Annotated in this window: 23 protein-coding genes and 1 tRNA gene; 8 read left to right on the forward strand and 16 right to left on the reverse strand. The window is 37.5% G+C overall.

Going from position 1 to position 24,674, the window contains the following annotated elements:
• Positions 1-24 precede the first annotated feature (24 nt).
• The 3 genes from B3E00_RS04520 to B3E00_RS04530 all read right to left on the reverse strand — a co-directional run bounded on the left by B3E00_RS04520 (position 25) and on the right by B3E00_RS04530 (position 1,531).
• Positions 25-98, reverse strand: a tRNA-Ala gene (locus tag B3E00_RS04520).
• A gap of 270 nt (positions 99-368) precedes the next feature.
• Complete coding sequence (bla, locus tag B3E00_RS04525) at positions 369-1,121, reverse strand: BlaB/IND/MUS family subclass B1 metallo-beta-lactamase (RefSeq protein ID WP_293881280.1); 753 nt, start codon at positions 1,119-1,121, stop codon at positions 369-371.
• 71 nt (positions 1,122-1,192) lie between these two features.
• A complete protein-coding gene (locus B3E00_RS04530; RefSeq protein ID WP_293937187.1) occupies positions 1,193-1,531 on the reverse strand; it encodes a cupin domain-containing protein in 339 nt (112 codons plus the stop codon).
• Between the two features lie 109 nt (positions 1,532-1,640).
• On the opposite strand from B3E00_RS04530, the gene B3E00_RS04535 reads away from it, so the two are divergent.
• Complete coding sequence (locus B3E00_RS04535) at positions 1,641-3,641, forward strand: AAA domain-containing protein (protein ID WP_293881276.1); 2,001 nt, start codon at positions 1,641-1,643, stop codon at positions 3,639-3,641.
• An 86-nt stretch (positions 3,642-3,727) separates the two neighbouring features.
• On the opposite strand, the gene B3E00_RS04540 is transcribed toward B3E00_RS04535, so the two are convergent.
• From B3E00_RS04540 to B3E00_RS04550, 3 genes are all read right to left on the reverse strand, one after another.
• Positions 3,728-5,248: an acyl-CoA dehydrogenase family protein gene (locus tag B3E00_RS04540; protein WP_293881274.1), complete on the reverse strand. Its 1,521-nt coding sequence runs from the start codon at positions 5,246-5,248 to the stop codon at positions 3,728-3,730.
• Between the two features lie 178 nt (positions 5,249-5,426).
• Positions 5,427-6,293, reverse strand: a complete 867-nt coding sequence (locus tag B3E00_RS04545; RefSeq protein WP_293881272.1) for a helix-turn-helix domain-containing protein — start codon at positions 6,291-6,293, stop codon at positions 5,427-5,429.
• Positions 6,294-6,397: 104 nt separating this feature from the next.
• On the reverse strand, positions 6,398-6,748 hold the full coding sequence (locus B3E00_RS04550) for a DUF2200 domain-containing protein (protein WP_293881270.1): 351 nt from the start codon (positions 6,746-6,748) through the stop codon (positions 6,398-6,400).
• A gap of 194 nt (positions 6,749-6,942) precedes the next feature.
• Here B3E00_RS04550 and B3E00_RS04555 point away from each other — a divergent pair, with 194 nt between their 5' ends.
• On the forward strand, positions 6,943-7,692 hold the full coding sequence (locus B3E00_RS04555; RefSeq protein ID WP_293888189.1) for a ThiF family adenylyltransferase: 750 nt from the start codon (positions 6,943-6,945) through the stop codon (positions 7,690-7,692).
• 118 nt (positions 7,693-7,810) lie between these two features.
• Entirely contained in the window at positions 7,811-8,503 is a 693-nt protein-coding gene (locus tag B3E00_RS04560; protein WP_293888191.1) for a hypothetical protein, read from the forward strand.
• 2 nt (positions 8,504-8,505) lie between these two features.
• On the opposite strand, the gene B3E00_RS04565 is transcribed toward B3E00_RS04560, so the two are convergent.
• A complete protein-coding gene (locus B3E00_RS04565; protein WP_293881264.1) occupies positions 8,506-9,267 on the reverse strand; it encodes a response regulator transcription factor in 762 nt (253 codons plus the stop codon).
• A 1,051-nt stretch (positions 9,268-10,318) separates the two neighbouring features.
• On the opposite strand from B3E00_RS04565, the gene B3E00_RS04570 reads away from it, so the two are divergent.
• Together B3E00_RS04570 and B3E00_RS04575 are read left to right on the forward strand one after the other, a co-directional pair.
• Complete coding sequence (locus B3E00_RS04570) at positions 10,319-12,619, forward strand: GH92 family glycosyl hydrolase (protein WP_293937190.1); 2,301 nt, start codon at positions 10,319-10,321, stop codon at positions 12,617-12,619.
• Positions 12,620-12,652: 33 nt separating this feature from the next.
• Positions 12,653-14,899, forward strand: coding sequence for a GH92 family glycosyl hydrolase (locus tag B3E00_RS04575; RefSeq protein ID WP_293937193.1), 2,247 nt, complete (start codon positions 12,653-12,655; stop codon positions 14,897-14,899).
• Positions 14,900-14,977: 78 nt separating this feature from the next.
• On the opposite strand, the gene B3E00_RS04580 is transcribed toward B3E00_RS04575, so the two are convergent.
• Genes B3E00_RS04580 through B3E00_RS04590 form a run of 3 tightly spaced genes read right to left on the reverse strand, consistent with a single transcriptional unit; the run spans position 14,978 to position 16,039 of the window.
• The gene (locus B3E00_RS04580; protein ID WP_293937196.1) at positions 14,978-15,526 is read right to left on the reverse strand and encodes a GNAT family N-acetyltransferase; all 549 of its coding nucleotides are present in this window, start codon (positions 15,524-15,526) and stop codon (positions 14,978-14,980) included.
• A 26-nt stretch (positions 15,527-15,552) separates the two neighbouring features.
• Positions 15,553-15,783: a hypothetical protein gene (locus tag B3E00_RS04585; RefSeq protein WP_293881256.1), complete on the reverse strand. Its 231-nt coding sequence runs from the start codon at positions 15,781-15,783 to the stop codon at positions 15,553-15,555.
• A 7-nt stretch (positions 15,784-15,790) separates the two neighbouring features.
• Positions 15,791-16,039 carry a redox-active disulfide protein 2 gene (locus B3E00_RS04590; protein WP_209575907.1) on the reverse strand — a complete coding sequence of 83 codons (249 nt, stop codon included), beginning with the start codon at positions 16,037-16,039 and terminating at the stop codon, positions 15,791-15,793.
• 626 nt (positions 16,040-16,665) lie between these two features.
• Between B3E00_RS04590 and B3E00_RS04595 the strand changes: the two genes are divergently transcribed.
• Positions 16,666-17,571 carry a hypothetical protein gene (locus B3E00_RS04595; RefSeq protein ID WP_293888198.1) on the forward strand — a complete coding sequence of 302 codons (906 nt, stop codon included), beginning with the start codon at positions 16,666-16,668 and terminating at the stop codon, positions 17,569-17,571.
• A gap of 62 nt (positions 17,572-17,633) precedes the next feature.
• On the opposite strand, the gene B3E00_RS04600 is transcribed toward B3E00_RS04595, so the two are convergent.
• Positions 17,634-18,743: a glutaminyl-peptide cyclotransferase gene (locus B3E00_RS04600; RefSeq protein ID WP_293937199.1), complete on the reverse strand. Its 1,110-nt coding sequence runs from the start codon at positions 18,741-18,743 to the stop codon at positions 17,634-17,636.
• Positions 18,744-18,938: 195 nt separating this feature from the next.
• Between B3E00_RS04600 and B3E00_RS04605 the strand changes: the two genes are divergently transcribed.
• Complete coding sequence (locus B3E00_RS04605) at positions 18,939-19,703, forward strand: DUF72 domain-containing protein (RefSeq protein WP_293937201.1); 765 nt, start codon at positions 18,939-18,941, stop codon at positions 19,701-19,703.
• Between the two features lie 13 nt (positions 19,704-19,716).
• Here the strand turns inward: B3E00_RS04605 and B3E00_RS04610 are convergent, their stop codons facing one another.
• The 5 genes from B3E00_RS04610 to B3E00_RS04630 form a co-directional block, all read right to left on the reverse strand.
• On the reverse strand, positions 19,717-20,049 hold the full coding sequence (locus B3E00_RS04610) for a hypothetical protein (RefSeq protein ID WP_293881176.1): 333 nt from the start codon (positions 20,047-20,049) through the stop codon (positions 19,717-19,719).
• Positions 20,050-20,060: 11 nt separating this feature from the next.
• Positions 20,061-20,381, reverse strand: coding sequence for a hypothetical protein (locus B3E00_RS04615; protein ID WP_293881174.1), 321 nt, complete (start codon positions 20,379-20,381; stop codon positions 20,061-20,063).
• 30 nt (positions 20,382-20,411) lie between these two features.
• A complete protein-coding gene (locus tag B3E00_RS04620; protein WP_293937203.1) occupies positions 20,412-20,726 on the reverse strand; it encodes a hypothetical protein in 315 nt (104 codons plus the stop codon).
• 365 nt (positions 20,727-21,091) lie between these two features.
• Positions 21,092-22,171: an SMP-30/gluconolactonase/LRE family protein gene (locus B3E00_RS04625; protein ID WP_293888203.1), complete on the reverse strand. Its 1,080-nt coding sequence runs from the start codon at positions 22,169-22,171 to the stop codon at positions 21,092-21,094.
• 757 nt (positions 22,172-22,928) lie between these two features.
• Positions 22,929-23,993 carry an NADH:flavin oxidoreductase gene (locus B3E00_RS04630; protein WP_293937206.1) on the reverse strand — a complete coding sequence of 355 codons (1,065 nt, stop codon included), beginning with the start codon at positions 23,991-23,993 and terminating at the stop codon, positions 22,929-22,931.
• Positions 23,994-24,104: 111 nt separating this feature from the next.
• On the opposite strand from B3E00_RS04630, the gene B3E00_RS04635 reads away from it, so the two are divergent.
• On the forward strand, positions 24,105-24,452 hold the full coding sequence (locus tag B3E00_RS04635; protein ID WP_293881164.1) for a winged helix-turn-helix transcriptional regulator: 348 nt from the start codon (positions 24,105-24,107) through the stop codon (positions 24,450-24,452).
• Positions 24,453-24,674: the final 222 nt, after the last annotated feature.

The following is a 24,674-nucleotide window of genomic DNA, read 5'->3' on the forward strand; positions in this document are numbered from 1 at the left end:
CCTTGTCGGACAGCTTCTTTTCTGTGGAGCATATCAGGATCGAACTGATCACCTCTTCACTGCCAGCGAAGCGCTCTAGCCAAATGAGCTAATGCCCCTGCTTCTATATGGTGTCGCTAATATAGCACTTTTTTGGATAAACATAGTCCTTTTTTTACTTTTATGCTGTTTTTTTCTACGCTGTTATCACGTTGTTTTTTTTAAAATCCAATTGTACATTAAGCGAAGATTTTAATTTGCCCCGTCGAATACTTTGCAAAGTCTCTTATTATACTGTAAACAAGTAAGTTTGCTGAAGATATCTTATTACCAATAGCCTGCTCCAATTGTCCGCAGTGAAGATCGATTACCGAAGCTCCAAAAATGTATTACCTTTTTTCTATTAGAAGCATTTCTGTTCGTTTTATTTGGCCTTTATCTCTCCAGGCATCGTGTCCGGGAATAACCATGTTAATTTGTGGGTATTTTGTCATCAGCCTTGCTAAGGATGGTTTCCATGATTTTATGTCCCCGTCTGCCGTGAATCCTAGGTCGCGGGCTTCAGCACTTTTTATAAAACAGCCGCCGTCCAGAATCTTATATTTAGGAAACCAGATAACCACATTGTCCATGGAGTGTCCGGCACCAAAAAAGTTCACTACAAAAGACTGACCACCGATTGTGTAGGTTTTATCGATGTCGACAAGATGGGCTGCTTGTGCTTTGTGATTTGCCTTTAATAGATCATTCGTCATTTTTGTTGCGTAGGTGGGAATTCCAATACGGTTGTAATAGGCAAAACCACCTGCACGATCTTCATGCCAATGTGTTGCGTAAATACCAATAACGGGTAAATTATGTTTTTGGTTAATACTGTCCAATAAAGGTTGATATTGTGTAGAATCCCATGGAGTGTCGAAAAGGATAACACCCTTTTTTGTGATTAAGTATACAGCATTAGCTGCATATTTGTTGCCTTCAAAGGTATTAAAGGTTGTGTAAAGATATAAATTCGAATTGATTTTCTCTATTAGGAGAGGTTTATCCTGCGCATGTATAGATGGGGAAAGAAATAGAAATCCAATACTCAAACAAAAACTAACAAGGAGTACACGGATATTAGCCGAAAGAATTGAAATCATATTTTTAATGTTGTTTTATTAACGTTGGGACGAAATTATTATTGCTTCTTCAACGTTTGATTAAAATGTTTTTATGTGGATTGAATAAGATCTCCGCGGTAAGGAGTGAATGAATCGATCAGTTCTCCTTCCTCAAGACATTCGCATCCATGAACCGATTGCGAATAAATGATGCAAGAATCACCTGCGTTTAGGATGCGGTCAACCCCATTAATATGGTATCTGAATTTTCCAGCACTGACATAAGAAATTTGTGTCTGTGGATGTTGATGAAGTATACCGATGGCCCCCTTTTTAAATCGGACTTTCATCAGCATAAGCTCCTCATTGAAAACGAGTATCTTTCGCATAATTCCTTCGCCTAAGTCTGTCCATTGCTGATCGTTGTCGTGTAGGAATATTTCGTTCATCTAATTGTTGTTTTTATGAATACTTTAAGCGTAAAATGCTTTGTTTTTCAATTATAGTAAATAAATATGAATTTGTGACCTACATATAAATTGCGCGCAATGGTATTTGATGAAAGATGGAGAGAATTTGTGTTCAAATGATTCAAATAAGGGAAAAAACAGTTATTTTGCGCTGGTGCAATTTGGATATCCAAGTATGAATTATTTCGACGAACTTATCACTTTACTACGTGAAGAACAGCAATTTGACAGATTACAGCACGAGACTTTGTTATTGAAAAGTAGCTTAAATGAACGACGGATGCAAGGTGTTACCTGGTTTCCGGTTCAAATAATCGATATGGAGCTTGGAAGAGGGGATTATTTATCTGTTAGTTTAAACAGAACCAACCATTATGACATCGATCACAAATTTCGTTTCGGTATGCCAGTATCCTTATTTTCGAATCACAACCCCGAGCATGACCGAATAGATGGTATCATATCCTCAATAAATAGAGAGGGGATGCGAATCTCCTTTCGTGTAGATGAATTGCCTGAATGGAGCAGGAAAGGAAAGCTTGGTATTGATTTATTATTTGATGAGTATTCTTATCGTGAAATGTTCAATGCGTTGCAGAAAGGTCGGGAATTGAGCCAAGATACGAAGCAGGGAGGTTTCGTACGAAAGTTAATCGGAGCAGAATTGATTCCAATTAAATCCAATGAAGCGTTCTTTGCCCATCCTAACTTGAATGTGAGTCAAAATAAGGCAGTCCAGCAGATATTGGAAGCAGATACGCTAGCACTTTTGCACGGCCCGCCGGGGACAGGAAAGACAACAACATTGATACAGGCCGTGAAGGCATTATTAAAAAAACACAGCAAACAGCTGTTGGTTGTTGCAGCTAGCAACACGGCGGTTGACTTGTTGACGGAACGTTTGGACGCTGCTGGAGTTACGGTAGTAAGAATAGGCAACCCTGTAAAGGTTTCTGAGCATCTCCAGGAATTGACACTGGATGCAAAGATTGATAGTCATGCCGCAAATAAGGATATTAAAACACTTCAAAAACAAGTCCGTGCCTATACAGAGATGGCTCAAAAGTATAAACGGAATTTTGGAAAGACGGAACGAGAACAAAGAAAAGCATTGTTTAATGAAGCTTACCGGATCAGAAGGGAGGTCGATCAGATTCAAGATTTTATCACCACAGATGTTTTGAACAAAGCAGAAGTCATCACTGCGACTTTGGTCGGTGCGAATCACGAGGTTATCCGAAATCGTATTTATGAAACAGTCATTATAGATGAGGCTGCGCAGGCACTGGAACCCGCTTGCTGGATCCCGATATTAAAAGCACATCGACTTGTTCTGGCAGGTGATCACAATCAATTGCCGCCCACAGTAAAATCTCGTAAACTATCTCGTGATGGCTTGAGCCACACATTATTCGAAAAGCTAGTGGAACGTAATCCACAATTAGTTTCTTTGCTGGATATACAATATCGAATGAACGAGAAAATTATGCAATACCCTTCCATGGCTTTATATAATGGTTTATTGAGGGCCGATAGCGCAGTCGCACATTGGAGCTTAGAAGAAGATTCTGAGCCCGTGGTATTTATTGATACAGCGGGAGCAGGGTTTGAAGAAACGGAAATCGACGGCGCAATCTTCAATGTAGGGGAAGCCCATTTTCTAGCTGCTCATCTGAGCGTTCATATGGGGTCGTGGACAGCTTCCTTGATAAATGAAGGGTTTTTGAGTGTTGGGGTAATTGCACCTTACCGCAAACAGGTCTCTTTACTGCATGAAGTATTTAAGGAGGATGAGAGAATGAAACCTTTCGCTGATTTCATTAAAATACAGACAATCGATAGTTTTCAGGGCCAGGAGAAAGATGTTATCTATATTAGTTTGACGCGAAGCAATGCCCAGCAGCAGATTGGTTTTTTGTCTGATGTGCGTCGGATGAATGTTGCAATGACTAGGGCGAAGAAGAAACTGGTGGTAATAGGGGATAGTGCCACAATTGGTTCACATCCTTTCTATCGCGAATTTATCGCCTATACCGAAGCGATTGGACATTACCACAGTGTTTGGGAATGGGATATTTCAGCGATATAACGCATGAAGCCACTTTTTAGAAAGTGGCTTCATGCAATTTACTTGATCTCGCTAAAAACGGTTGATTTAGTTAGCACAGCCCTTGATTAAGAAGTGAACTTCATCCAATCTGTGTTATCGTCATAGTTCAACAGGGGTTCCGCATTATTATTATTTGATAATTGGCCTACAAACATATAAATATCCATGCTAACATGCTGACGTGTTATTTCTGTCATCTTATCATTGAAACCTGCATTGTTAATCTGTAAAACATATTGAAAACAAATGACGCGGGCGATTATCTTTCCAAGGGTCACCAGTTCACGCTGTTTTGCCTGGAGGGGGAAATCAAAATTTAAAATTGATGAGAAAAATGGTGCCGCGAATTCAGTTCCGCTATATTTTTTTAAGAAAGACAATAAATTACTTTCTTTAGTTTTACGCATAAGTTTACCTATGGCTTCGGCGACTTGCGAATAAAGCATCTCATTTGATCCTTCAAAGATTTGGAAAGGTCTGCTGTCAATGAGGCCACGGCCTGCAACATGGTCCAATCTGTAACCATTTGCGCCTGATAATTGCACACAAATTTGTGCAGCTTCATGCATTAAGTCTGTCACAAACGCTTTCACACTATTGGCATCTACACCATGAGCGGAAAGGTCGTTATTGATGGAACTGATCGATACGCTATATGAACACATTGCCGAACACAATGTAAAGGCCGCCTGTATGCGCGACAACTGAAACTTAACTGAGTCTAATTCATTTAAACTAATACCCGCGACGCGACGTTCTGAGCAATGCTTCATGGCTTCATCCAACATGCGTTTTATAAAGCCCATACCCATGCCTGGGAATTGCAGTCTGCTGCGGTGAAGCGTATCCAACATCAATTTAATCCCTGTGCTCTCAGGATTTAGTTTGTGATTCGTAGGAACATTGATGTCGATGTCATTAACACCGTAGGGGATTGCGTATAGGCCAAGGCTATTGTATTTTTTTGTGACCACTATCTTTTGTTCTTCCGAAGCATTCTCCGTTACAAAAAAATCTATATCCCTTACCAGTTCTCCATTTTCATTTTTCTTACGTGCAGTCACGAGCCAAAAATCTGCCGCACCAGTAAGACCCTGCCAGTGTTTTTCACCCTTTATAAAATACTTATCATCCTTTTGTTGATAAGATGTTCGCATATTGAGTGCGTCACTGCCGTAAGCTTGTTCGGTAATCATTAGTCCTCCCATGGCTTGATTTTCCAAAAATTGATGGAATACCTTCTCCTGAAGTAATGTGTCGCCATATTTAGCGAAAGGCTCCAAAAATAAAGCAATGTTAATACCGAAGATCAGAGATAGCGACAATGACTCATAAGAAGCGGCTGCAAGCACACCCAGACATTCTTTTACATGAAGGCCTCGACCACCGTGATGTTCGGGGATAGCAACCGATAAGGGCTGCATTTTCATGATTTCAGCCAAAAACTCAGGCGGTAGCCCGCGCGTTAGACTGATCGAGTTGTAATCATATTCTTTATGGAATAAGCTTGATAGCCTCGTTTTGAAATCCGCAATAAACAAATTGAAATCTTGGGTTATATTGTTGTGTTCTGAAACCTTAAGCATCTTTAAAATATAAAATCAAATGATGGACCAATGTCGATCGAAACAAAAAGAAGAAAGAGTATCTACTGAACTAAACTTCTCTTTTGCTGCAATCACTCACACAAAATTAACTGCAATCAATTTGATTCGCTTGTGTACTTGCGTATAAAAGATAGGACAAATCGTGCATATTGAAAATCTAAGTCGCTCTGTTTCGATAAGAAGTAGGAGAAACACCAACAATTTTTTTGAAAAGGCGTGAGAAATAAGAAGGATCAGAAAAATCCAATTCATAACAGATATCCGCAATGCTTTTGGTGGATTCAAATAATAAAAATTGACTGTGCATAATCAGCACTTCAAGAATGAGTTCTTTGGAAGATTTTTTGAAAACCGAAAATACACAGCGATTAAGGTAGTTTGTAGATACTGCGAGTTTGTCCGCATAAAATGCGATACTTTTTTGCTTTTTGAAATTTTTGTGTACAAGTTGTTTGAACATCATTGCAATTTCCTGCCTCCGATTGAGCGCTTGATTAGAGGAAGAAAGTTTGATGATTTTTAGAATTGCCGATTTTAATAAATTTTCAAACAATTCTTTATAAGGTAATTCTGAAAGCAGTTCGTCATACAGCAGTCTAAAAAGTTCCTGTAGATCGATACTATCTTGTACTGTTAAATTAAGTAATGGTGAAATATTAAAGATATTCAAAATCTCCTGTTCCCTGAAAATGGACGTCATCGCATTGTCGTTAATCAAAACGCAATGTCCTTTCGCAGATTTATCAACAGACTTTATAGTTGAGATATTGCCGTAATTGCTAATAAGAATTGCGGGAGCCTGTACAACATATTCTTTGGCGCCAATCTGATGTTTAAAATATCCTTCGGTAATATGAACAAGGAGGTTGTAACCCAAGAAAATAGGTGGCGTTGGAAATTTAATATAAGGTGCAATTTCACTTAGCTGAAATATCTTGATCGGTGATTGTTGATAGCGGAGATGCTCCAGACTACCAGTCATAAAACGATCTACAAATTCACCTGCATTTATCTGTTTTTCCATGATCAATTTATATAAAATTTAGCGCACCACGGTTTTGAAATATTACTCATTGCTTCATTTAGAAGTGGTGTCTAAATAATATTCCAAAGGTAGTGGTATAAAAATTATTTTCTTAAAATTTTTTCCATGGGTTTACCTTTAGCTAATTCATCAATTAATTTATCGAGATAACGAACTTTTTGAACCAACGGGTCTTCAATCTCTTCAATCCAATAGCCACAGATGACACCCTTAATCTTCGATAAATTCGGGTTTAAACATGGCGCATGTTCAAAGAAGTGTTCAAAGTCAGTTTTATCCGCAATTAGCCGCTTTATCGATACAGGATTATAACCGGTTAACCAAAATATAATTTCGTCGACCTCCTCTTTGGTGCGTCCTTTTCTTTCAGCCTTTTGTATATAAAGCGGATATACGCCGGCAAATGTCATGCGATATATTCTTGTATTATCCATTTTTTATAAGTTGATATTATTAAAGGTATTCATTTAACTTTTCATTTTCAGTGATTTATATTTAAAAATAACGACAAACTCCACGAATTTGGAACGAAGTTTTTATTAAAGAAATTGCTAAGCAATTTCTTTAATAAAATATTATAAATTATAATTCTATCTTTATGTGATACAAAATTATTGAATTATTAGCTATGGATTTGAGGTATATTCGGAATAACATACACATTAAAGAAGAGGATCAACAACGTATCAAAAATTTTCATGTATTAATCGGGGGGTGTGGAATAGGAAGTTATATCGCAGAATGCTTATTACGCATGGGTTTCGAAAATTTAACAATTGCTGATGGAGATGTTGTGGAATTGACAAACTTAAACCGTCAAAATTACACAAATAAGGATATTGGTGTGAAGAAAGTAATAGCCTTACGGGATCGTTTGTATGCAATTAATCCAAAAGCCAATATAACCGTGTTTCCTGAATTTATTAATCAGGACAACTTGCATGAAATCGATCTCAATTTCAAGGTTGCCATTAATGCGCTGGATTTTTCTTCTGATATCCCTTTTGTTTTTGACCAATATATGGCCAAAAGAAATATACCAGTAGTACATCCATATAATTTAGGTTGGGCAGGATTTTTAACTGTTCTTCCGCCTGAAGGCCTTAATCTGCAGTCGTTGGAAAAAGCACATCAGACTTTTGAATTAAATGTCGGTAAATTTATTGTGGATAGCTTAAAAGCAAAAGATATTGAGACGAAATGGTTTGAGGAGTTTTTGGCAGAATATGGTAAAATAGCATTGACTTCTCCTCCGCCACAGCTATCAATAGGTTTATACCTGGTGGCTGGGATGGTCAGTCAAGTAGTGTTTAATTTGGCAACCACAAAACCAATTAAATTCTTCCCGGATTCCTATTATTTATCAATAATGAGGTAAACTTAATATAATTGAAAAAAACATTCGTTCAATAAAACGCGTGTTTAGTAAATTTGCTGCTGTGGGAATTTAAACGAAAAGTATTTATTTTTATAATCGCATATCGAATAACATCTTCATGAACTGGACGCCTGAAAATTATTACTTCACCAAGCTTAATAAGAACGAACTTTCTGAACTTATACATTTTTATCTAGTAACGACCAAGGAGCATTATAAACTAGCTAGTTACTCTGAAGAGGATTATATGTCTGACTTTGAGTCACTAATAGCAGAGGATTACACGTTTTTTGATTGTTCTATTTACTATGTTCTTCGAAGTAAGCTTGATCACAGTATTCAGGCATCTATTAGAATTACATTTTGGGATAAGGAAACAAGTTTGCCAATTCAAAAATTATTTTTTATCACTACGGAAAGTTTGTTAATCCCAAATGTAACTAATTTTTGGCATATCGGACGTTTTGTTATTTCTGGAAAGATAATAGGTAATAGGATCAATATTCTAAAAAAAATGCTTTTTGATGCCTTTTATGCCCCATATAAGCTTGGTAACGGGTTAGTCATAGCCGAATGCGATCGCAAAGTAGTCAATACACTTCGGAAATTGGAAATCGAATCTTATCAGCTTGCAGACCCAATTATTTATTTGTACTCTGAGACGCTACCAATCTATATTAAATCGGAATGGCTGGAAGCTTTTGTAGAAAAGAATAAGTATTCCCAGTTTAGCAAAGAAAATAATATGGATATCCAAAAATTTGTTGAAATGTCTGACCAGATGCTTTTATATCAAAAAAAAAACAAGTAAAATCAAAAAAGCGATAATTCAATAGCTAATGCTGTAGCTTCTGTTATACTTTTCACTTTTAATTTTGAAAATATCTGTTTTTTATGGAATTTCACTGTATCAATTGATACATATAGCCGATTGGCTATTTGATCCATCGTAAGACCTTGGGCCGAAAAGAGAAGAATATCTTTTTCGCGGGGTTTTAATTTAATACGAGCAGTTTCCACCCAAAGGTCTTTATCCAAATCATACTCAAACTGTCGTCCATCTTCATCAGATTTAAATCGAATATTTCCCGAATTTGCGTGGGAAGAAATCGAAACGAGGCAAAGTGCGATCCAAGGATTGGAAAACTTATCCAAAAGTAAAGGCTTTAGTTTATGGTTGACTAAAAGAGGTTTATTACCGGGTTGTTTTAAATGGAAATCGTAAGATATCGAGAATTTAAGGCGGTCTTCGGCATCTAAATTTCCGAAAAAATCGAAACCGATATCATTAATCTTTTTTAATAAATGTAAATCGCTCTCAGGTACATTATTAACATAGTGATAATAGCCTCGCTGCATTACTTCCGTAGGGGTGCTTCCACATAGAAAGATAGGATTATCAGAAACAAATAAAAAGCTTTTCTTTGAATAATCAATTAAATATATACTTTGATAGGTTAATCTGCTTAGGGATTTTGCAAAATTAATAAAGGCTTCGACGATCTCATAATCATCTTTGCTAAAGTCGTCTTTTACTTGTATCGGCTTGAAAAAATCTTCAATCTTAATTTTCATAGTATAAAGTGGAAAGATGATCCGTAATCGCTTTTGAATAGCACGTAATTCGATGTTGTTATGGCGTGTAAATTACAAAAATAACGGCGTAATCTAAATTGAAACGCTGGAAATAGGCCTTTTTATATTCCTATCCTTATTTTTTTAATCATCGTCAAAGTAATATCCAAACCTGTTCAAAACATTAAATCGTTATCCAGCAATGAAACAAGTTTCTACACAAAAGGGTAGAATATCGTTTATTATGATAATACAAAAAAAATACTATTATCTTTAATAGTTTTAAAGCAAATAATTGTATAAATATAACTTATTGGATTCGAATAGCCAATAGTAATTTTCGTTATTCCCGAGTCTTTCACAGATTTTAATAATAAACTTTGTTTTTTTGATTCCTACACCTATCTCGATTTTTAGATTATCTTTTGAAATTTAGCAATACCATAAGCAAATGATTATTAGGCATCTGATAGGTTGAGTTGGTTCATTGTAAAATACATGCCGAAGGAAGAGGAAAATTGATTGATGATATAAGAAGTCCACTTTTAAAATATTTATATAACTGCAAGGAATGAAATAAAAATTCTTTAACGTGTTTTTAAGTTGGAGCTTCTTCATTTTAAAAAGGAGGAGCTTACCTTAGAAAAAGGAGTTATACCCAATTAACAGTTGGCATTATTTCAATAAGCAAATACCTTTCAATGGCGAGTGCAGATTGACTTAATTGTGTGGAGGCTGATAGCGGTATAACCCCCGATTTGTTAAAGTTTAGTTAAACCATGGCAGCCAGATAACAAACTATTATGTATGGCGTTATAATAGTAGTTTCATAATTTAGGTTAATAATTGGTTAGTTAGTAAAAATCTGAAGTTCCCCGCTTCAGGTTTTTTATTGTTATTGACGGGAATGAATAGCTTTGCTTGATGTTTTTATTTTAATCATGCTAAAACCTATTAACAAACGTAAAATCATCGATATAACGGTCATTAAGATTTGTAAATCTTTCTGATTATCTGTAGTATTGTAGGTACACGCTAAAATGCGCGGCCTATGGTGTTTGCTTCAACGAAAGCGATTTGCAAAGCCGTCTATCAAGATTATATGATCAAATTTATTCATTTTTTATTTTTAGGATTATTCCTATGGCAGCATGTTTCTGCCCAAAAACTTCCTGTACACTATGTAAACCCGTTTATAGGTACCAGCAATTATGGAACTACTAATCCGGGAGCTCAGGTGCCCAACGGTTTGATGAATGTTTCCCCTTTTAATGTAATGGGATCATCCCTTAACACATTGGATAAGGATGCAAGATGGTGGTCTACTCCCTATGAACATAGTAATAGTTATTTTACAGGTTTTTCACATGTCAATTTAAGTGGAGTAGGGTGCCCAGATATGGGAAGTTTGTTGTTAATGCCAACCTCAGGAAAACTGGAGGTTGATTATCATCAATATGGGAGTACCTATACGGAGGAGGTTGCCCATCCAGGCTATTACAGCAACGTATTGAAGAAATATGGCATTAAAACGGAAGTTTCAGCAACAACCCGTGTAGGTGTTTCTAAATTTACTTTTCCAAAAGGACAGGCAAATATCCTGCTTAATTTGGGCGAAGGTTTAACAAATGAAACGGGAGCAACGGTTCGTTATGTGAGTGATACTGAAATAGAAGGGTCTAAGTTGTTGGGTTCTTTTTGTTATAGTAATAATCAGGCTGTTTACCCAATTTTCTTTGTCATGCGTGTCAATAAAAAGCCCGCGAAAAGAGGTTACTGGAAATTTCAGCGTGCGGGAGAAAAATGGGAAAATGACTGGAATAAGGATGCTGGAAAATATAAAATTTTCACAGACTATACAGATCAGCTTTCTGGAGATGATCTTGGTGCATTTTTTAGCTTTGATGTGCAAGAGAATGAAAGTTTAGAAGTTCAGCTTGCCGTGTCGTTTGTGAGCGTCGATAATGCCCGTAAAAATCTGGAAGCTGAGCAGGCTGATTTCGAATTTGAGAAAACGCATCAGCAGGCTTCTTTGCAATGGAATAATGCCTTGTCGAAGATACAAGTAGAGGGTGGAACGGAAGATCAGAAAACAGTATTCTATACAGCACTATACCATGCCATGATTCATCCTAATGTTTTACAGGATGTGAATGGCGAGTATCCCGCCATGGAAAGCAGGAAGACTCTGGTAGCAGATCATAATCGTTATACGGTGTTTTCACTATGGGATACCTATAGAAATGTACAGCCGCTTATGTCGTTGGTTTATCCGGATAAGCAGGTTGGTATGATACGTTCCATGATCGATATGTATAACGAAAACGGCTGGATGCCCAAATGGGAATTGTATAGCCGAGAAAGCTATACGATGGATGGCGATCCCGCAGTTCCTGTGATCGTTGATGCCTGGATGAAAGGTATTCGGGATTTTGATATTAATACAGCTTACGAGGCATTTTTGAAATCTGCCACTACAACTGACTCAACAAATAAAATTAGGCCTGACAATGCGGATTATGTGAAGTATGGATATGTTCCGTTGCGCGATTCATTTGATAATTCCGTATCTCATGCGATAGAATATTATGTTGCTGATTGGAATTTAGCGCAGTTGGCCGGATCATTGGGGAAAACCAAAGATGCTCAGCTTTTTGCTAAGCGAGCACAAGGATATAAACATTATTATTCTTCGGAGTATGGGACTTTCAGACCTATTCTTCCTAACGGCGAGTTTTTAAGTCCATTTAGCCCATTGATGGGCGCCAATTTTGAACCTAATCATGGTTTCCATGAAGGTAATGCTTGGAACTATAGTTTTGCAATCCCGTTTGATATTCCTGGTTTGGTGAAATTGATGGGCGGAAAGCAAAAATTTGTAGATCGGCTTAAGGCAACGTTCGATAAGGGATATTTTGACGTGACAAACGAACCGGATATGCTGTATCCACACGTGTTCTCAGAAATTAAAGGCGAAGAATGGCGCACCCAAAAGTTAGTTAAAGAAATACTTGAAAAACATTTTACCAATAGCCCCGGCGGTATACCTGGTAATGATGACACCGGTACGATGTCTACATGGGCACTCATGAACATGATCGGAATTTATCCTTTCTGCCCGGGTAGACCAGATTACACCGTTGTAACCCCTGTGTTTGATAAGGTAACTATTCAGCTCGATAAGAAATTCTATCCAAATGCCGATAAAGTAACCATAAGACGCCAAAAACAGGGTAGTGGTGAATATATCAAAAAAATAGTTATCGACGGAAAACCATTCAATGGATTTAAAATCAGTCACCAGACTTTAGTCAATAGCAAGGATATTCTAATAGTTACTGGAAATAGATAGATAAGCCAACTAAATTGAAAACTGATTTACACAATGAAATATATTAATTATGCGGTTTGCGCAGGCCTATTGTCTTTAATTGGTTGTGCTTCACTAAAAAGCTCTGATAAAAGTTTTTATGCAACGGATGTAAACCCTTTTATCGGAACGGACTTTACCGGAAATACATATCCAGGTGCACAATTGCCCTTTGGGATGGTACAGCTAAGTCCAGATAACGGGCTGCCTGGCTGGGATCGTATTTCCGGATACTTTTATCCCGACAGTACAATTTCTGGCTTTAGCCATACACATTTAAGCGGTACGGGGGCGGGTGACTTATACGATATATCTTTTATGCCGGTAACATTGCCCTACCACGAAGCGGAAGCTCCTCTTGGTATACATTCTAAGTTTTCACATAAAGACGAAAAAGCACATGCAGGATATTATCAGGTGAAACTACTTGATTATGATATCAATGTAGAGCTGACGGCAACAGCACGGTGTGGCATTCAGCGCTATACTTTTCCAAAGGCAGAATCTGCCGTATTTTTAGATTTAAAGAAAGCAATGAACTGGGATGCGACTACAGATTCACGCATCGAAGTGGTAGATTCTGTGACTATTCGGGGCTACCGTTTTTCTGAAGGTTGGGCCAGAGGACAACGTGTTTATTTTGAAACTCGTTTTTCCAAGCCTTTTAGAGCTGTTCATATTGACAGTACGGAAATATTATCACGAGCCGATTCAACAGCCAAGAAAGCAATGCGAATTGGTACAGCATATAAAGCCCGATTTGATTTTAAAACTGCCGATGGAGAACAGGTAACGCTCAGCACAGCACTTTCGGGTGTAAGCATGGAAGGTGCGTCCAAAAATTTGAAAGCAGAAGTTCCAAAAGATGATTTTGACTATTATTTGAAAGAGGCAGAGCAAAATTGGAACAAGGAATTGGGCAGGGTAGCCATCGAAACCAAAAACAGAGAAGAGCAGATCAAATTCTATACAGCGTTATATCATTCCATGCTTGCACCGACGATTTTTAGTGATGTTGATGGTGGTTATATGGGGGCTGACCGAAAAATACATCAGGCTGAAGGATGGACCAACTACAGCACGTTTTCTCTTTGGGACACCTATAGAGCTTCCCATCCCTTATTTACTTATATTGATCCTAATCGTGTAAACGATATGATTAAGTCGTTTATCGCTTTTTATGAACAAAATGGCCGACTGCCAGTATGGAATATTTATGGAAGTGAAACTGATATGATGATCGGGAATCATGCAATTCCTGTAATTGTAGATGCATATTTAAAAGGAATCGGTGATTTTGACGTTTCAAAAGCATTAGAAGCCTGCGTTGCGACAGCAAATATCGACAATTATAGAGGCATAGGACTGTATAAAAAATTGGGCTATGTACCTTATGATGTCAAGGATGAGTATAATGCTGAAAACTGGTCACTATCAAGGACACTTGAATATGCATATGATGATCACTGTATCGCCATGATGGCAGATAAGATGGGAAAGAAAGAGATTGCAGGAACATTTTTGGCTAGAGCGCAGAACTACAAAAATGTGTATAATCCGTCGACTTCATTTATGCAACCCCGGGATAGTAGAGGTAAATTTATTACCCCATTTGATCCCGAGGACTATAGTGCACACATCTGTGAGAGTAATGCTTGGCAATATTTCTGGTCTGTCCAACATGATATCCCTGGATTGATTAAACTTGTTGGTGGGACCCAACGTTTCGCCCAGAAGTTGGATAGTATGTTCACATTTCATCCTTCGGATACCAGTAAACTTCCAATTTTTAGCACAGGAATGATTGGTCAATATGCGCATGGTAATGAACCAAGCCACCATGCCCTCTATTTATTTAATGCCGTTGGACAGCCTTGGAAAACACAGCAATATGCTGCAGAGGTTATGAATAAACTTTATTTAAATACACCTGCTGGATTGAGTGGAAATGATGATTGTGGGCAGATGTCAGCTTGGTATGTATTCAGCTCATTGGGTTTTTATCCGGTAGATCCTATCAGTGGAAAATATGAAATCGGCACGCCTCTGTTTGAAAAAGCCGAATTGAAGCTTTCCAATGGAAAGAAATTTACTGTGAAAGCTAATCAGGTGGGCAAATCCAATATTTATATTCAAGCGGTTACCCTTAACCGTAAACCTCTTGAAACAAGTTATATTACACACGAACAGATTATGTCTGGTGCTACATTAGTGTTTGAAATGGGCGAGAGACCAGGACCGGTGTGGTACAAAAATAAGTAGCACTATTCCTATTTACATAGATCTTTTTAAGCGCAGCCTCCAAATGAATAGTTAATGAATTTGGAGGCTGTTTGTTTGCTAGGCCGGATTATTCAGGCTTTTGTAAAAGTAGGTTGTGCTACATGGCAAACCATTGGGAAGAAGTGCGTAATTGGGAATATCGCCGACAATAGTCCAGCCATATTTTTGGTACATAAAATATGCAGGGCTATCCGTTACCGTGTCGAGTACCATGAGTGTCTTATTTAGAGCAATGGCTATCTTTTCAATTCGCTGAAGCAATTTCTGTGCAATGCCCATTCTCCGAAAGTCAGAATGAACTAACATTTTTGCAACGTCTGCACGATGTGCTTGATTAGAAGGAAGATTCGTTTGCAATTGAACTGTTCCTGTGATCTGATTTGTCACGTTATTTTTGGCAACAATTAATACAGTTTTATGCTGTTTGACCTTATCCAGCACTTCGGTCCAAAATCTGTTTGCCTGTTCAACCGTCAAGTCGTCCATAAAACCGACAGAGGCGCCTCCTTGAACAATGTTTAAAGTTAAGTTTGTAAGTTCGTTGATTAAGATGTCACTAGATTCTTTGATTTCCTCAATGACAAAATCTGTATTGGAAGTAAGCATGGAGCTGCATGTTTGATTGTAAATCTTTATTCACTACGAGTAAATGCAAAATAGATGACATATAACCATCCGAGTATTCCGTGAATTAAAGCTAAAAGTATTGATCTATTACGGTCCCAAGAAGTGACGACGGCAATGACTGATCCAAGGCCTATTCCCGATTGCGTAATAGTCTGTGTCGTTGATTTACTTATCTCCTGACCAAATAATGTACCCGAAGCGAATATAAACAGGATAAATAACGTAAGCTGTTTCATTATTATTTTAGTGAGCTTCTCTTATTTTGAGCTCTTCATTGATTTCTTTTACTCTTTTGAAATTGAGAATTGCAATTGGGGATAAAGCAAAGGGAATGGCCATTAGTGCACTAAACCCTTTAGCGATTGATGTATATATTCCCATTCCCAATAAGATAAAGAGCATAATGGTTAGCATCCAAGTGACTACAAGTGTAGTTTTTCTATTGTTATGCAACTCTTCGATAGTCATTCCGTTTAAAGGTCTATTATTCATAATTTCTTCGGTTTATACCTCTAATTTCTGTAATTCTTTTTAAGAAACAAAGTGTTTTATGTTAAATGTCGTGTAAATATTGATAGATTCAACGCTTTTTATGAAAATGTTAAAGAAATTTTGGGAGTTTGGTCATTTTAAAGCGAAATGATGGGGCTGTTTTATTTCAAAGTTGCATAAAATAAGATATCGCCATCTGATTCGTAAGGATTATTTAATCGGCTGCGAATCTTAAAATAGACATGGCGAATATAAAGTGCCAAGGAAGTAAAATTTTAAAAATATGTTATTTGCAGAATAAGATTGATACGCTAAATTGTTATTCAGTAAAGCAGCCGGTCATGGTGGATGGCGATCGTGATGTCAATAAATAGCCAATAATTGAATGCGGCACGCGCTTTGACAATGATATTTTGGGCATAAGAATCGGTGCAGATGAGTTTGTAAGCAGTAAAAGCGGTAAAAAGGTAGCTATGGTTTTTACGAGGTTCAGATCGTCGATGAAATGGTGATTATCGATTAAATACGGGAGGAGAAGTCTGCTCAAAGATCAATTGTCTCTCTTGAATCCATTTGGATAGAGATTTGACAGGAAAATAGTGTAAAATATTTAACTTAATGTTGCGATGATAAAACAAAGAAATATGTGGTATTTGCTCATCATTTTATCAATGATGGCATCATCCTGTAAGAGTAAAATAACGGGACAGCAGTCATTGATAAAACCGTCGCCAACACCACACTCACTTGCGGATACAACGAGATCGGATGAAGTGAATCCCGATTGGTATCGTGAATATTTTCGTCAGGTTGTAATGATAGACAATGGTTTTGTGACCCAAAAAAAGGGGAGTTATTTAATAGATCTTCCTTTGCAGATCCTTCCAGATTCTACCTATATTTTCTTTTTGAACGCTAGAATTCCAGTGGAGTTATTTAAAAGAGCAAATGAATTTTATCCCGATCTTCAACAATTTGTGTTGATTGTACCAGATTGGGCATTTTATGATCAGATCGCTGAACAGGCGTCAAAACAAGGTATGTGTATAGAACCGACGACGACCAATTTTTATTATTTGATAAATAGACAGGACGGTGTGGTTAGGGTTGATAGTATTCGTCGTTCAGGTGACGACAATCCGGGCTTTGATTTCTTTAAACCCGTATCTCCTAAAAATATGCTGACAGTTTATAGGAAGGAAAGTTATGGATCCGTCTGTTGTCCACGTGATCCGAAATGGGATAGTGCTGATGAAGATGAATCTTTCTTACGTGATTTTGAAAAACGGAATTACCTGAACGTTACAAGGGGGAGATATGTACAAATGGAAGGAAAAGAAGGTGAAAAGAGTATCTACTACACGTTGCCTGAATTATCCTCTGTACAGCGATTGGATTTCTTAGCTAATAAATATGCACAATGGACTGGTGCTAAAGATAACCACGAAACGCCTATTTTATCTCAGCTATTCGCCCCACAAATTGTTCCAATGGTAACGGAAGGATTTAATAAAATGAAGGAGTTGCCCTAACGCGAGAAGTCATAGGTCAGATGATTCGATAATACCATATTTTTTCCTCATTTGGGATAAAGCTATTCGATCAGCTTAATCTCAAACATTTTATCCCAATTTTTGCCAGTCACAAAGAAGGTGTTCGATTTTCGATTGTAGGCGATACCATTGAGTACATCCAAATCGACATGTTGCGTTACATTTTCACGTAATTTGGAAAGATCCACCAATGCCTCCACAGTACCTGTCATAGGGTCGATCCGTCCAATGACATCTTCCATAAAGAAATTTGCATAGATTTTTCCCTTTACCCATTCCATTTCATTGATTTGATCGATCATAGCTGTGTTCGTCGCGGCACGAATATAGTCCAATTTTGAGAAGTCATGTGGATGGAGTGTATAAATGTAATCCGAACCATTGGACATGTATAGGTTTTTACCGTCAGAAGTCAATCCCCAACCTTCCATTGGCTGAAAGTAAGGTAGTGTACTAATAACGGCTAAGGTGTTTATATCGTATACATAGGCTATATTATTCTTATAGGTCAATTGATACAATTTCCCATTCAGGACAGTGGCGCCTTCGCCAAAAATTGAATCATCCAATTCAATTTTCTTAATGGGCGCACCACTTTTAGGATTTGTAATGCGAATGCTCGATTTACCTTTATTTCCACTTGGGCCAATACCATTTCCCGTGCTTTCGATCAGATTATCACCATAAAACTCTAAGCCTTGAGTATAAGCTTTAATATCATGTGGATAAATATTTACAATGCTATACTGGAGCAAGCGAGGAGGAGTAGAAGCGAATAAATCTATACTTACTGTATTTTCTTCTTGTTTTCCATCACTAAACACGACTGCTTTAACAATCTGTTTGCCAAGTTTTTCATGTTTTAAAGCATATTTGAAAGACTCATTGCCACTTACTTGTCCAATTTGTTTATTGTTGATGTAATAGACCACAGTGTCTAATTTCTGCTTCTTCTCATGGTTTATTTTTAAAACCAGATCTTCTCCCAGTGCATAGTGCTGTTTGATACTGTCAAAGGTAAATGTTGGACTTTCCTCGGGCTGTCCAGATTGGGAATTTGAAGTGGTATTGGTGCTATTGTGGTTATTTTCATTACAGCTGCTCAAAACGGCCATAATCATGAAACTAATTAGATAAGATTTTTTCTTCATTGAGATGGTATGCTTGATTTATCATCCTGTAAGCAGGAAAAAGAGGTGCCTGAAAAGAGCGGCTGTTAAATATCCCGTTACCCAAACTTAAGTAAATTGTTTTTTATATGCAATTCAATTACTTTTTATGTAAAAACGTGAATCTTTTTTGACGGAAAAATGAACCATTGTATACAGTTCAATTGTTATAACGATATGGAACACTCTTATTTTTCTGGAACAAGTGGTATTCTTTTGCCTTATAAAAATAGAAGTTTTTATCCCGAGCATTTAGAGGGGAAGAACCGACTTGCTGTATACAGCTTATTATTTAATTCTTTGGAAGTGAACAGTTCTTTCTATAAAATTCCCCGTGAAGAAACTGTTCGAAGATGGTCCGAAGAAACAGCCGACAGCTTTCGATTTACTTTTAAGCTTTGGAAAGGAATTACGCATCAAAAGGAACTCGGGTTTGATGCACAAGATGTAGTAAGATTTCTCTCCGTTATTGATGCCGTCAGTCAAAAGAAAGGATGTCTGCTTATACAATTACCGCCATCATGTAAATTTACTTCCATTGGAAAGCTTACTGAACTATTGGACTGCATCAGTCAGGATAAGAGAAGTGAGGCCTGGCAGGTATGCGTAGAATTTAGAAATGACTCTTGGTATAGGGAAGAAACTCTGATTCTTTTAAAATCATATGGAATGCATTTGGTGATCCATGATAAGGATACTCTTGGAATGCGTCTTCAATATACCGACACAAAGATTATCTATATGCGCTTCCATGGGCCAGATGGTGATTATAGGGGAAGCTATTCGGACAGTGTATTGAAGGAATATAGTACCTATATAAATGGTTGGATTGCAGAGGAAAAAGAGGTATATACTTATTTTAATAATACCATTGGAGCAGCAATTGAAAACCTGAATACATTAGCTAAATATATCACAGTAGGCAAAGCATTTTCGATTTAAAGCTATCGTCACTTTAAAAGATTTGATTACGTATATATTCCGTTCCCATATAACCATCCCAGCCTTCATGCCCACGCATAATTCGCTGGTAAACTGCTGCTAATGCCTGAACTTTCGTCAATAATGGGATACCCCTCCGTATGCAGTCATGATCGAAGAAAGTTCCAGTGTTATCGTACCATTGAAGCCAGCCAAGTAATTCTTGTCTAGTCATCAACTTTAATTTATCAAAGAGCATTTTATCCTTCAATCCTAAAAGCTGATAACGCCAATCATTTCGATTCGATTCCATTGCTATAATTTTTGGCAGCTGGAGATCGATGATGTGTTTGATAAAAGATTCCATTATTCCAAATTTTAGTTGTTGAACATAAGTTGTGCATGCGTGCTTGAAAGGGCACTATATTTTCTTTTCATGTGGATGCGTAAGATTTCTTTGTATATATATTCGATAGCCTTGCTTTTAGAGATTTGCTGTACTCCATTTTCAATGCATTTGCGATCTGTATAGTTTCCTTTAGGATTATTCCACTGTAGCCAATCAAGCAACATTTCTTTTTCAAGTTTTTCAAGCCTTTGCTGTAAGCCGGCTAATTCACTTTCTCTAAGTTGTTCGCGCCAGTCGGACCAAACGGAATTAGATATTGTTACTCTTTTCTCTTTAAATTTGTTTTCCATGTATTTTTTTAATCTGATTTATAAAATCTGTTAGATGACTAACTTGCTGATAATAGCGTTGCCTAGTTTATTTTGCATGAATAGCTTAATCTGTTTTAGTAATTCCGGGCTTACTTCGGGGATTCTTTCTAGGTCCCGTATAAACCACTTCTGAATAACTAAAGAGTGTTTAGAACTTGGGTCATATTTAACAACCTCAGCTCTGGATGATTTCCCTTCAGGATCGTAGTATGACCACAGTACGATGAAAATCGTATTTGGGTCTTCATCGGGGTAGGGGGTATGAAAGCGAACGATGTCACCAACGTGTAAATCCTTATTGTCATATGTTGCAATCTGTTCCATAAAAGGCGCGTCTAAAACTGATAACCAAATATACTAATAATGTTAGTATTTAAAAATTTTTACTAAAAATTTTATATTTTTGATAGACACGCGTTGGTGCTGATGGAATGAACGTATCCTTTAAGCTGTTTTTAGCTCCATTTTATTCGTATTGTGATCTGCTGGTTGAATTTTGGGGACTTAGATTTTGCCTATTCTCGCGTTTTGATGATCAATAATGTTGGGGCGTGATGCGTTCAACTTCATGGGGGGAAGAGTTCGTATGAATATGGATAGTTGCAACGCATGCACCGTTATATTTAACGGTGCATGGTATATCACTTCTGTAAACAGCAGTATCCTATAATGTGTTGTATTTAATCGTTTTATTTGTTGTTAGACTCACTATTTGAGTTAGGTAGTTTTACTTTAAAGATATAATAAGGCAATTCAACCTTGTCGATTCCCTTGTTCCATTGTGGATCCTTAAAAAGTTGTGGGCAAGAGAAATAAAGATATCCATCTTCGCCGATCCCCATAGAATCAGGCCATAATATGCGTGGGTCTTGAACTAGGGTATGCAGTTTTCCATTAGGACTTAAATATTTTATACTATAATCGATGGATGAAGTTAGGTAAATATTTCCGTTTATATCTGACAGTAATCCATGTGTGATACCTACTTCTCCTTTGTCTTCAACTTTCGCCTCCAAATCTTGTTTCGTTAACGTAGAATCGGCCAAAAATTCTGTCGCGATACAGTATAAATGAGTTTGATTGATCGGCTTGAAGTATAAATATCTAAAGTCGTGACTTAAGGCGATGCCATTCACATTGGAAGAAAAAGGTTTTTCGTTCAGATTACGCATATCATTACCTTCGTATCTTAAAATCACTTCGGGATCAGCGAGCGTAAAATGGCTTCCAGCTAAAGCCTTCCTGCTATTTCCAGTTTTGAGGTCCAAAACAATAATGGCCGCCTGACCGGGGTCGGAGAGGTAAGCTAAATTTTTCTCCCTATCAATGCGCATATCATTTAGACCCGATTTGGTTTTATCAAGGTCGTCGAAACTATAAATACGTTCAATTTGATCTTTCTTTGTGTCGATTTTCAATAATTTGAACTGTCCTTCGGTTGGTTTTTCATCATTACCAAAAATTGATCCAGCAGATGATGGCTTAGAATCTAATACCCAGAGATTGTCATCGGCATCGACAAAGATATCCTGTACATTAACAAAGTGGGAATTCTCAATTCCTTTTTTATTCCATTCAGCATCAGGATAAGGGGTCGGTTTTCCATTGATGATTTCGGTCAGTGCATACTTGAAATGTTTAGTTTGTTTCGGGAAAGAAACAAATAGCCGGTTGCTGGATGTAACGCTTACACCAATGGGACGGTATGGTCCCAAATCCACTGCAATCTCTAGTTGTGGTTGTTTTGAATTATTAAGTTGAGCCTTCATGTTTAGAAAAAAGATGTGAAATAATAGAAAACTAAAAAGAAGCCTTTTTCGCATGTTCTTGTGTTAAGTTAAACAGTTTTATTCCCTCAGCGTTACAAAACGGTATGTTATAAACTTCATAGCCGGCAGATGCATTAATAAAATAACTGTCTTTCTGCAATTATTGTTTTAATAAAAAGAAGCTTTAAACAGTTTTATAGTTGTATGGTCTTAATTTTAATAATTTTTCTTTATAGCTATCCTTATAGCGAATAAATGGTTCCGATTTGGAATCCCTTGGATTTTATATACCAAAAATCTCAGGTAAGGTGATTTTAGTAAATGCCCAGCAATTAGATCAGTATTTCTCTTAAAAGCTTTTCAACTTCGCCAGCGTGTGTGACCGTCATAAAATGACCAGCGCCTTTAATCACAAAACTGGGCTTTAGACTTTTGATCGGGATAATACGGTCTTTGTCTCCATGTATATGGACTAAATTACTTGGAATAAATCTGTTTTTCCATCGGAGAATCTCATGTATTGCCCAGCCACTCTACACCTAATCCACTAATGATATATATTTTGGTATCTGTTATCATTTTTTAGTATTGGTTACATGCATTGAATGAAGTTTCTAGATACATTTAAGGAGCCAAGTTGCTGAAACTGTCGCGATAAATGAATAGGGGCAAAGTAATGATTAAAAATCAATTTTTCACCCCTATCATTTATAATGTAATAACGCAATTTTTGTGAAGTGGTTATTAGAGATTCCTGTTAAGACAGGCTAGCTAAACTTTTAGCTTCAAAAGTAGAAAGTTCATTGTATTTTTCGGCTTGAACTTTCTTTACCCAATTTGGATCTTGCAGGAGAGCCCTTCCCACGGCGACAAGGTCAAAGTCGCCACGTTCATACCGACGGACCAATTCGTCCAGCGAAGCAGGAGAAGATTTGAATTCGGAGTTTGTAAATACTTCGCCAAAGTCCTTATCAAGGCCTACAGATCCAACCGTGATCGTGGGTTGTCCTGAGATCTTTTTAAGCCAGCCGGCGAAATTTAAATCACTATCTTCAAACTCCGCTTCCCAATAGCGGCGTTGACTTCCATGAAAAATGTCAACACCAGCATCCGTTAATGGTGAAATCCAATCTTCCATCGCAGCAGGCGTCGGTGCGATTTTGGCAGTATAGTCCTGTTGTTTCCATTGCGATAATCTCAGGATAATCACAAATTCCGACCCTACGGCTTTTCGCATCGCTTTAACGACTTCAACTGCAAATTTAGACCGCTCCTTAATGGTTTTGCCGCCAAATTCGTCAGTTCGATGGTTCGTTCCCTCCCAAAAAAACTGATCAATCAAATAACCATGGGCGGCATGAATTTCAAAAGCATCAAAACCGAGCTCTTTTGCAGACTTGGCGGCGTCCGCGTATGCTTGTATTGTTGATTCAATATCAGCCAATGTCATTGTATCCGGACCCTCAAATGCTGAAGGTGGCGTCCACTGCATTGGGGTATAACCGACATGCCATAGTTGAGGCGCTATTTTGCCACCTTTGTTATGTACAGCTTCGACGATGTTCTTCCAGCCAGTAAGTGCTTGTTCACCATAAAAGTTGGGAATGTCCTTTAAATTCTTTGAAGAAGGTCTTTCGATTACTGTACCTTCCGTTAAGATTAGTCCAACATCAGCAGCAGCACGTCGCTCATAATAACCAGCTACGGCACTATCGGGAATTCCGTCCAACGAAAATGCTCTCGTCATTGGTGCCATGACAAAGCGGTTTTTCAATTTTAAATTTTTATATTCAAATGGATTAAAAAGTGTTTGTATGCTCATTTTTCTTGTTTTAAATTATAAATCTTTACAAAGATATTCTAAATAGTGTATATTTGTAACTATTATTAGTATAAACTAGTTACCTTTGTGTAACTATTCTCAAAATATCAAATGAAAAGGACTGAATTTAAAAGTTGTTCCTGTGCAATGCAGCGCTCGATGGCAATTTTAGGCACAAGGTGGAAGCCTGTCATTATTTATACACTGCGGGACCGCAAAGCCCGATTTGGTCAGCTCGATGCACTTATAGAAAATATTTCACGCAAGGTTTTGACCAGCTCATTAAAAGAATTGGAGGAGGATGGTGTTATTCTTAGAGAAGAATATAAGGAACTGCCACCACGTGTCGAGTATTCTTTGACCGAAAAAGGTAAAGCCTTAATCCCCATTATGTGCCAGTTGGCACAATGGAACGAAATCTTTTATAAGGAGGATCAGGTACCAGAATTGATCGCGTAAAAAGTAAATCTCATATTACCGTTTCTGTACCGATTTTGTGTTAATCCTTGCCTGATGGATAGCATAGCATTGCCCCTATGTGACGGTGTATTCTTTCCTGGTGTCTTGATATTTGATCTTTCTTTGGGATTGCTGGCGTATTGGTTCGCTATTACTTTGCTATTCGTCTGCTATTTGTCTGCTGTTTCTCTGCTATTTGTTTGCTGTTTCTCTGCTATTTGT

Origin of the sequence: Sphingobacterium sp. UBA5996 (assembly GCF_002429765.1) — a bacterium.
GTDB lineage: Bacteria > Bacteroidota > Bacteroidia > Sphingobacteriales > Sphingobacteriaceae > Sphingobacterium.

What these genes read in the sequence shown, in the direction of transcription:
- B3E00_RS04595 (WP_293888198.1), top strand. Translation starts at nt 16,666, where the DNA reads ATGATAAAACAAAGAAATATGTGGTATTTGCTCATCATTTTATCAATG.
- B3E00_RS04570 (WP_293937190.1), top strand. Translation starts at nt 10,319, where the DNA reads ATGGTGTTTGCTTCAACGAAAGCGATTTGCAAAGCCGTCTATCAAGAT.
- B3E00_RS04590 (WP_209575907.1), bottom strand. Translation starts at nt 16,039, where the DNA reads ATGAATAATAGACCTTTAAACGGAATGACTATCGAAGAGTTGCATAAC.
- B3E00_RS04540 (WP_293881274.1), bottom strand. Translation starts at nt 5,248, where the DNA reads ATGCTTAAGGTTTCAGAACACAACAATATAACCCAAGATTTCAATTTG.
- B3E00_RS04545 (WP_293881272.1), bottom strand. Translation starts at nt 6,293, where the DNA reads ATGGAAAAACAGATAAATGCAGGTGAATTTGTAGATCGTTTTATGACT.
- B3E00_RS04535 (WP_293881276.1), top strand. Translation starts at nt 1,641, where the DNA reads ATGAAAGATGGAGAGAATTTGTGTTCAAATGATTCAAATAAGGGAAAA.
- B3E00_RS04620 (WP_293937203.1), bottom strand. Translation starts at nt 20,726, where the DNA reads ATGGAACAGATTGCAACATATGACAATAAGGATTTACACGTTGGTGAC.
- B3E00_RS04530 (WP_293937187.1), bottom strand. Translation starts at nt 1,531, where the DNA reads ATGAACGAAATATTCCTACACGACAACGATCAGCAATGGACAGACTTA.
- B3E00_RS04615 (WP_293881174.1), bottom strand. Translation starts at nt 20,381, where the DNA reads ATGGAAAACAAATTTAAAGAGAAAAGAGTAACAATATCTAATTCCGTT.
- B3E00_RS04630 (WP_293937206.1), bottom strand. Translation starts at nt 23,993, where the DNA reads ATGAGCATACAAACACTTTTTAATCCATTTGAATATAAAAATTTAAAA.
- B3E00_RS04625 (WP_293888203.1), bottom strand. Translation starts at nt 22,171, where the DNA reads ATGAAGGCTCAACTTAATAATTCAAAACAACCACAACTAGAGATTGCA.
- bla (WP_293881280.1), bottom strand. Translation starts at nt 1,121, where the DNA reads ATGATTTCAATTCTTTCGGCTAATATCCGTGTACTCCTTGTTAGTTTT.
- B3E00_RS04605 (WP_293937201.1), top strand. Translation starts at nt 18,939, where the DNA reads ATGGAACACTCTTATTTTTCTGGAACAAGTGGTATTCTTTTGCCTTAT.
- B3E00_RS04550 (WP_293881270.1), bottom strand. Translation starts at nt 6,748, where the DNA reads ATGGATAATACAAGAATATATCGCATGACATTTGCCGGCGTATATCCG.
- B3E00_RS04575 (WP_293937193.1), top strand. Translation starts at nt 12,653, where the DNA reads ATGAAATATATTAATTATGCGGTTTGCGCAGGCCTATTGTCTTTAATT.
- B3E00_RS04610 (WP_293881176.1), bottom strand. Translation starts at nt 20,049, where the DNA reads ATGGAATCTTTTATCAAACACATCATCGATCTCCAGCTGCCAAAAATT.
- B3E00_RS04560 (WP_293888191.1), top strand. Translation starts at nt 7,811, where the DNA reads ATGAACTGGACGCCTGAAAATTATTACTTCACCAAGCTTAATAAGAAC.
- B3E00_RS04635 (WP_293881164.1), top strand. Translation starts at nt 24,105, where the DNA reads ATGAAAAGGACTGAATTTAAAAGTTGTTCCTGTGCAATGCAGCGCTCG.
- B3E00_RS04555 (WP_293888189.1), top strand. Translation starts at nt 6,943, where the DNA reads ATGGATTTGAGGTATATTCGGAATAACATACACATTAAAGAAGAGGAT.
- B3E00_RS04565 (WP_293881264.1), bottom strand. Translation starts at nt 9,267, where the DNA reads ATGAAAATTAAGATTGAAGATTTTTTCAAGCCGATACAAGTAAAAGAC.
- B3E00_RS04600 (WP_293937199.1), bottom strand. Translation starts at nt 18,743, where the DNA reads ATGAAGAAAAAATCTTATCTAATTAGTTTCATGATTATGGCCGTTTTG.
- B3E00_RS04580 (WP_293937196.1), bottom strand. Translation starts at nt 15,526, where the DNA reads ATGCTTACTTCCAATACAGATTTTGTCATTGAGGAAATCAAAGAATCT.
- B3E00_RS04585 (WP_293881256.1), bottom strand. Translation starts at nt 15,783, where the DNA reads ATGAAACAGCTTACGTTATTTATCCTGTTTATATTCGCTTCGGGTACA.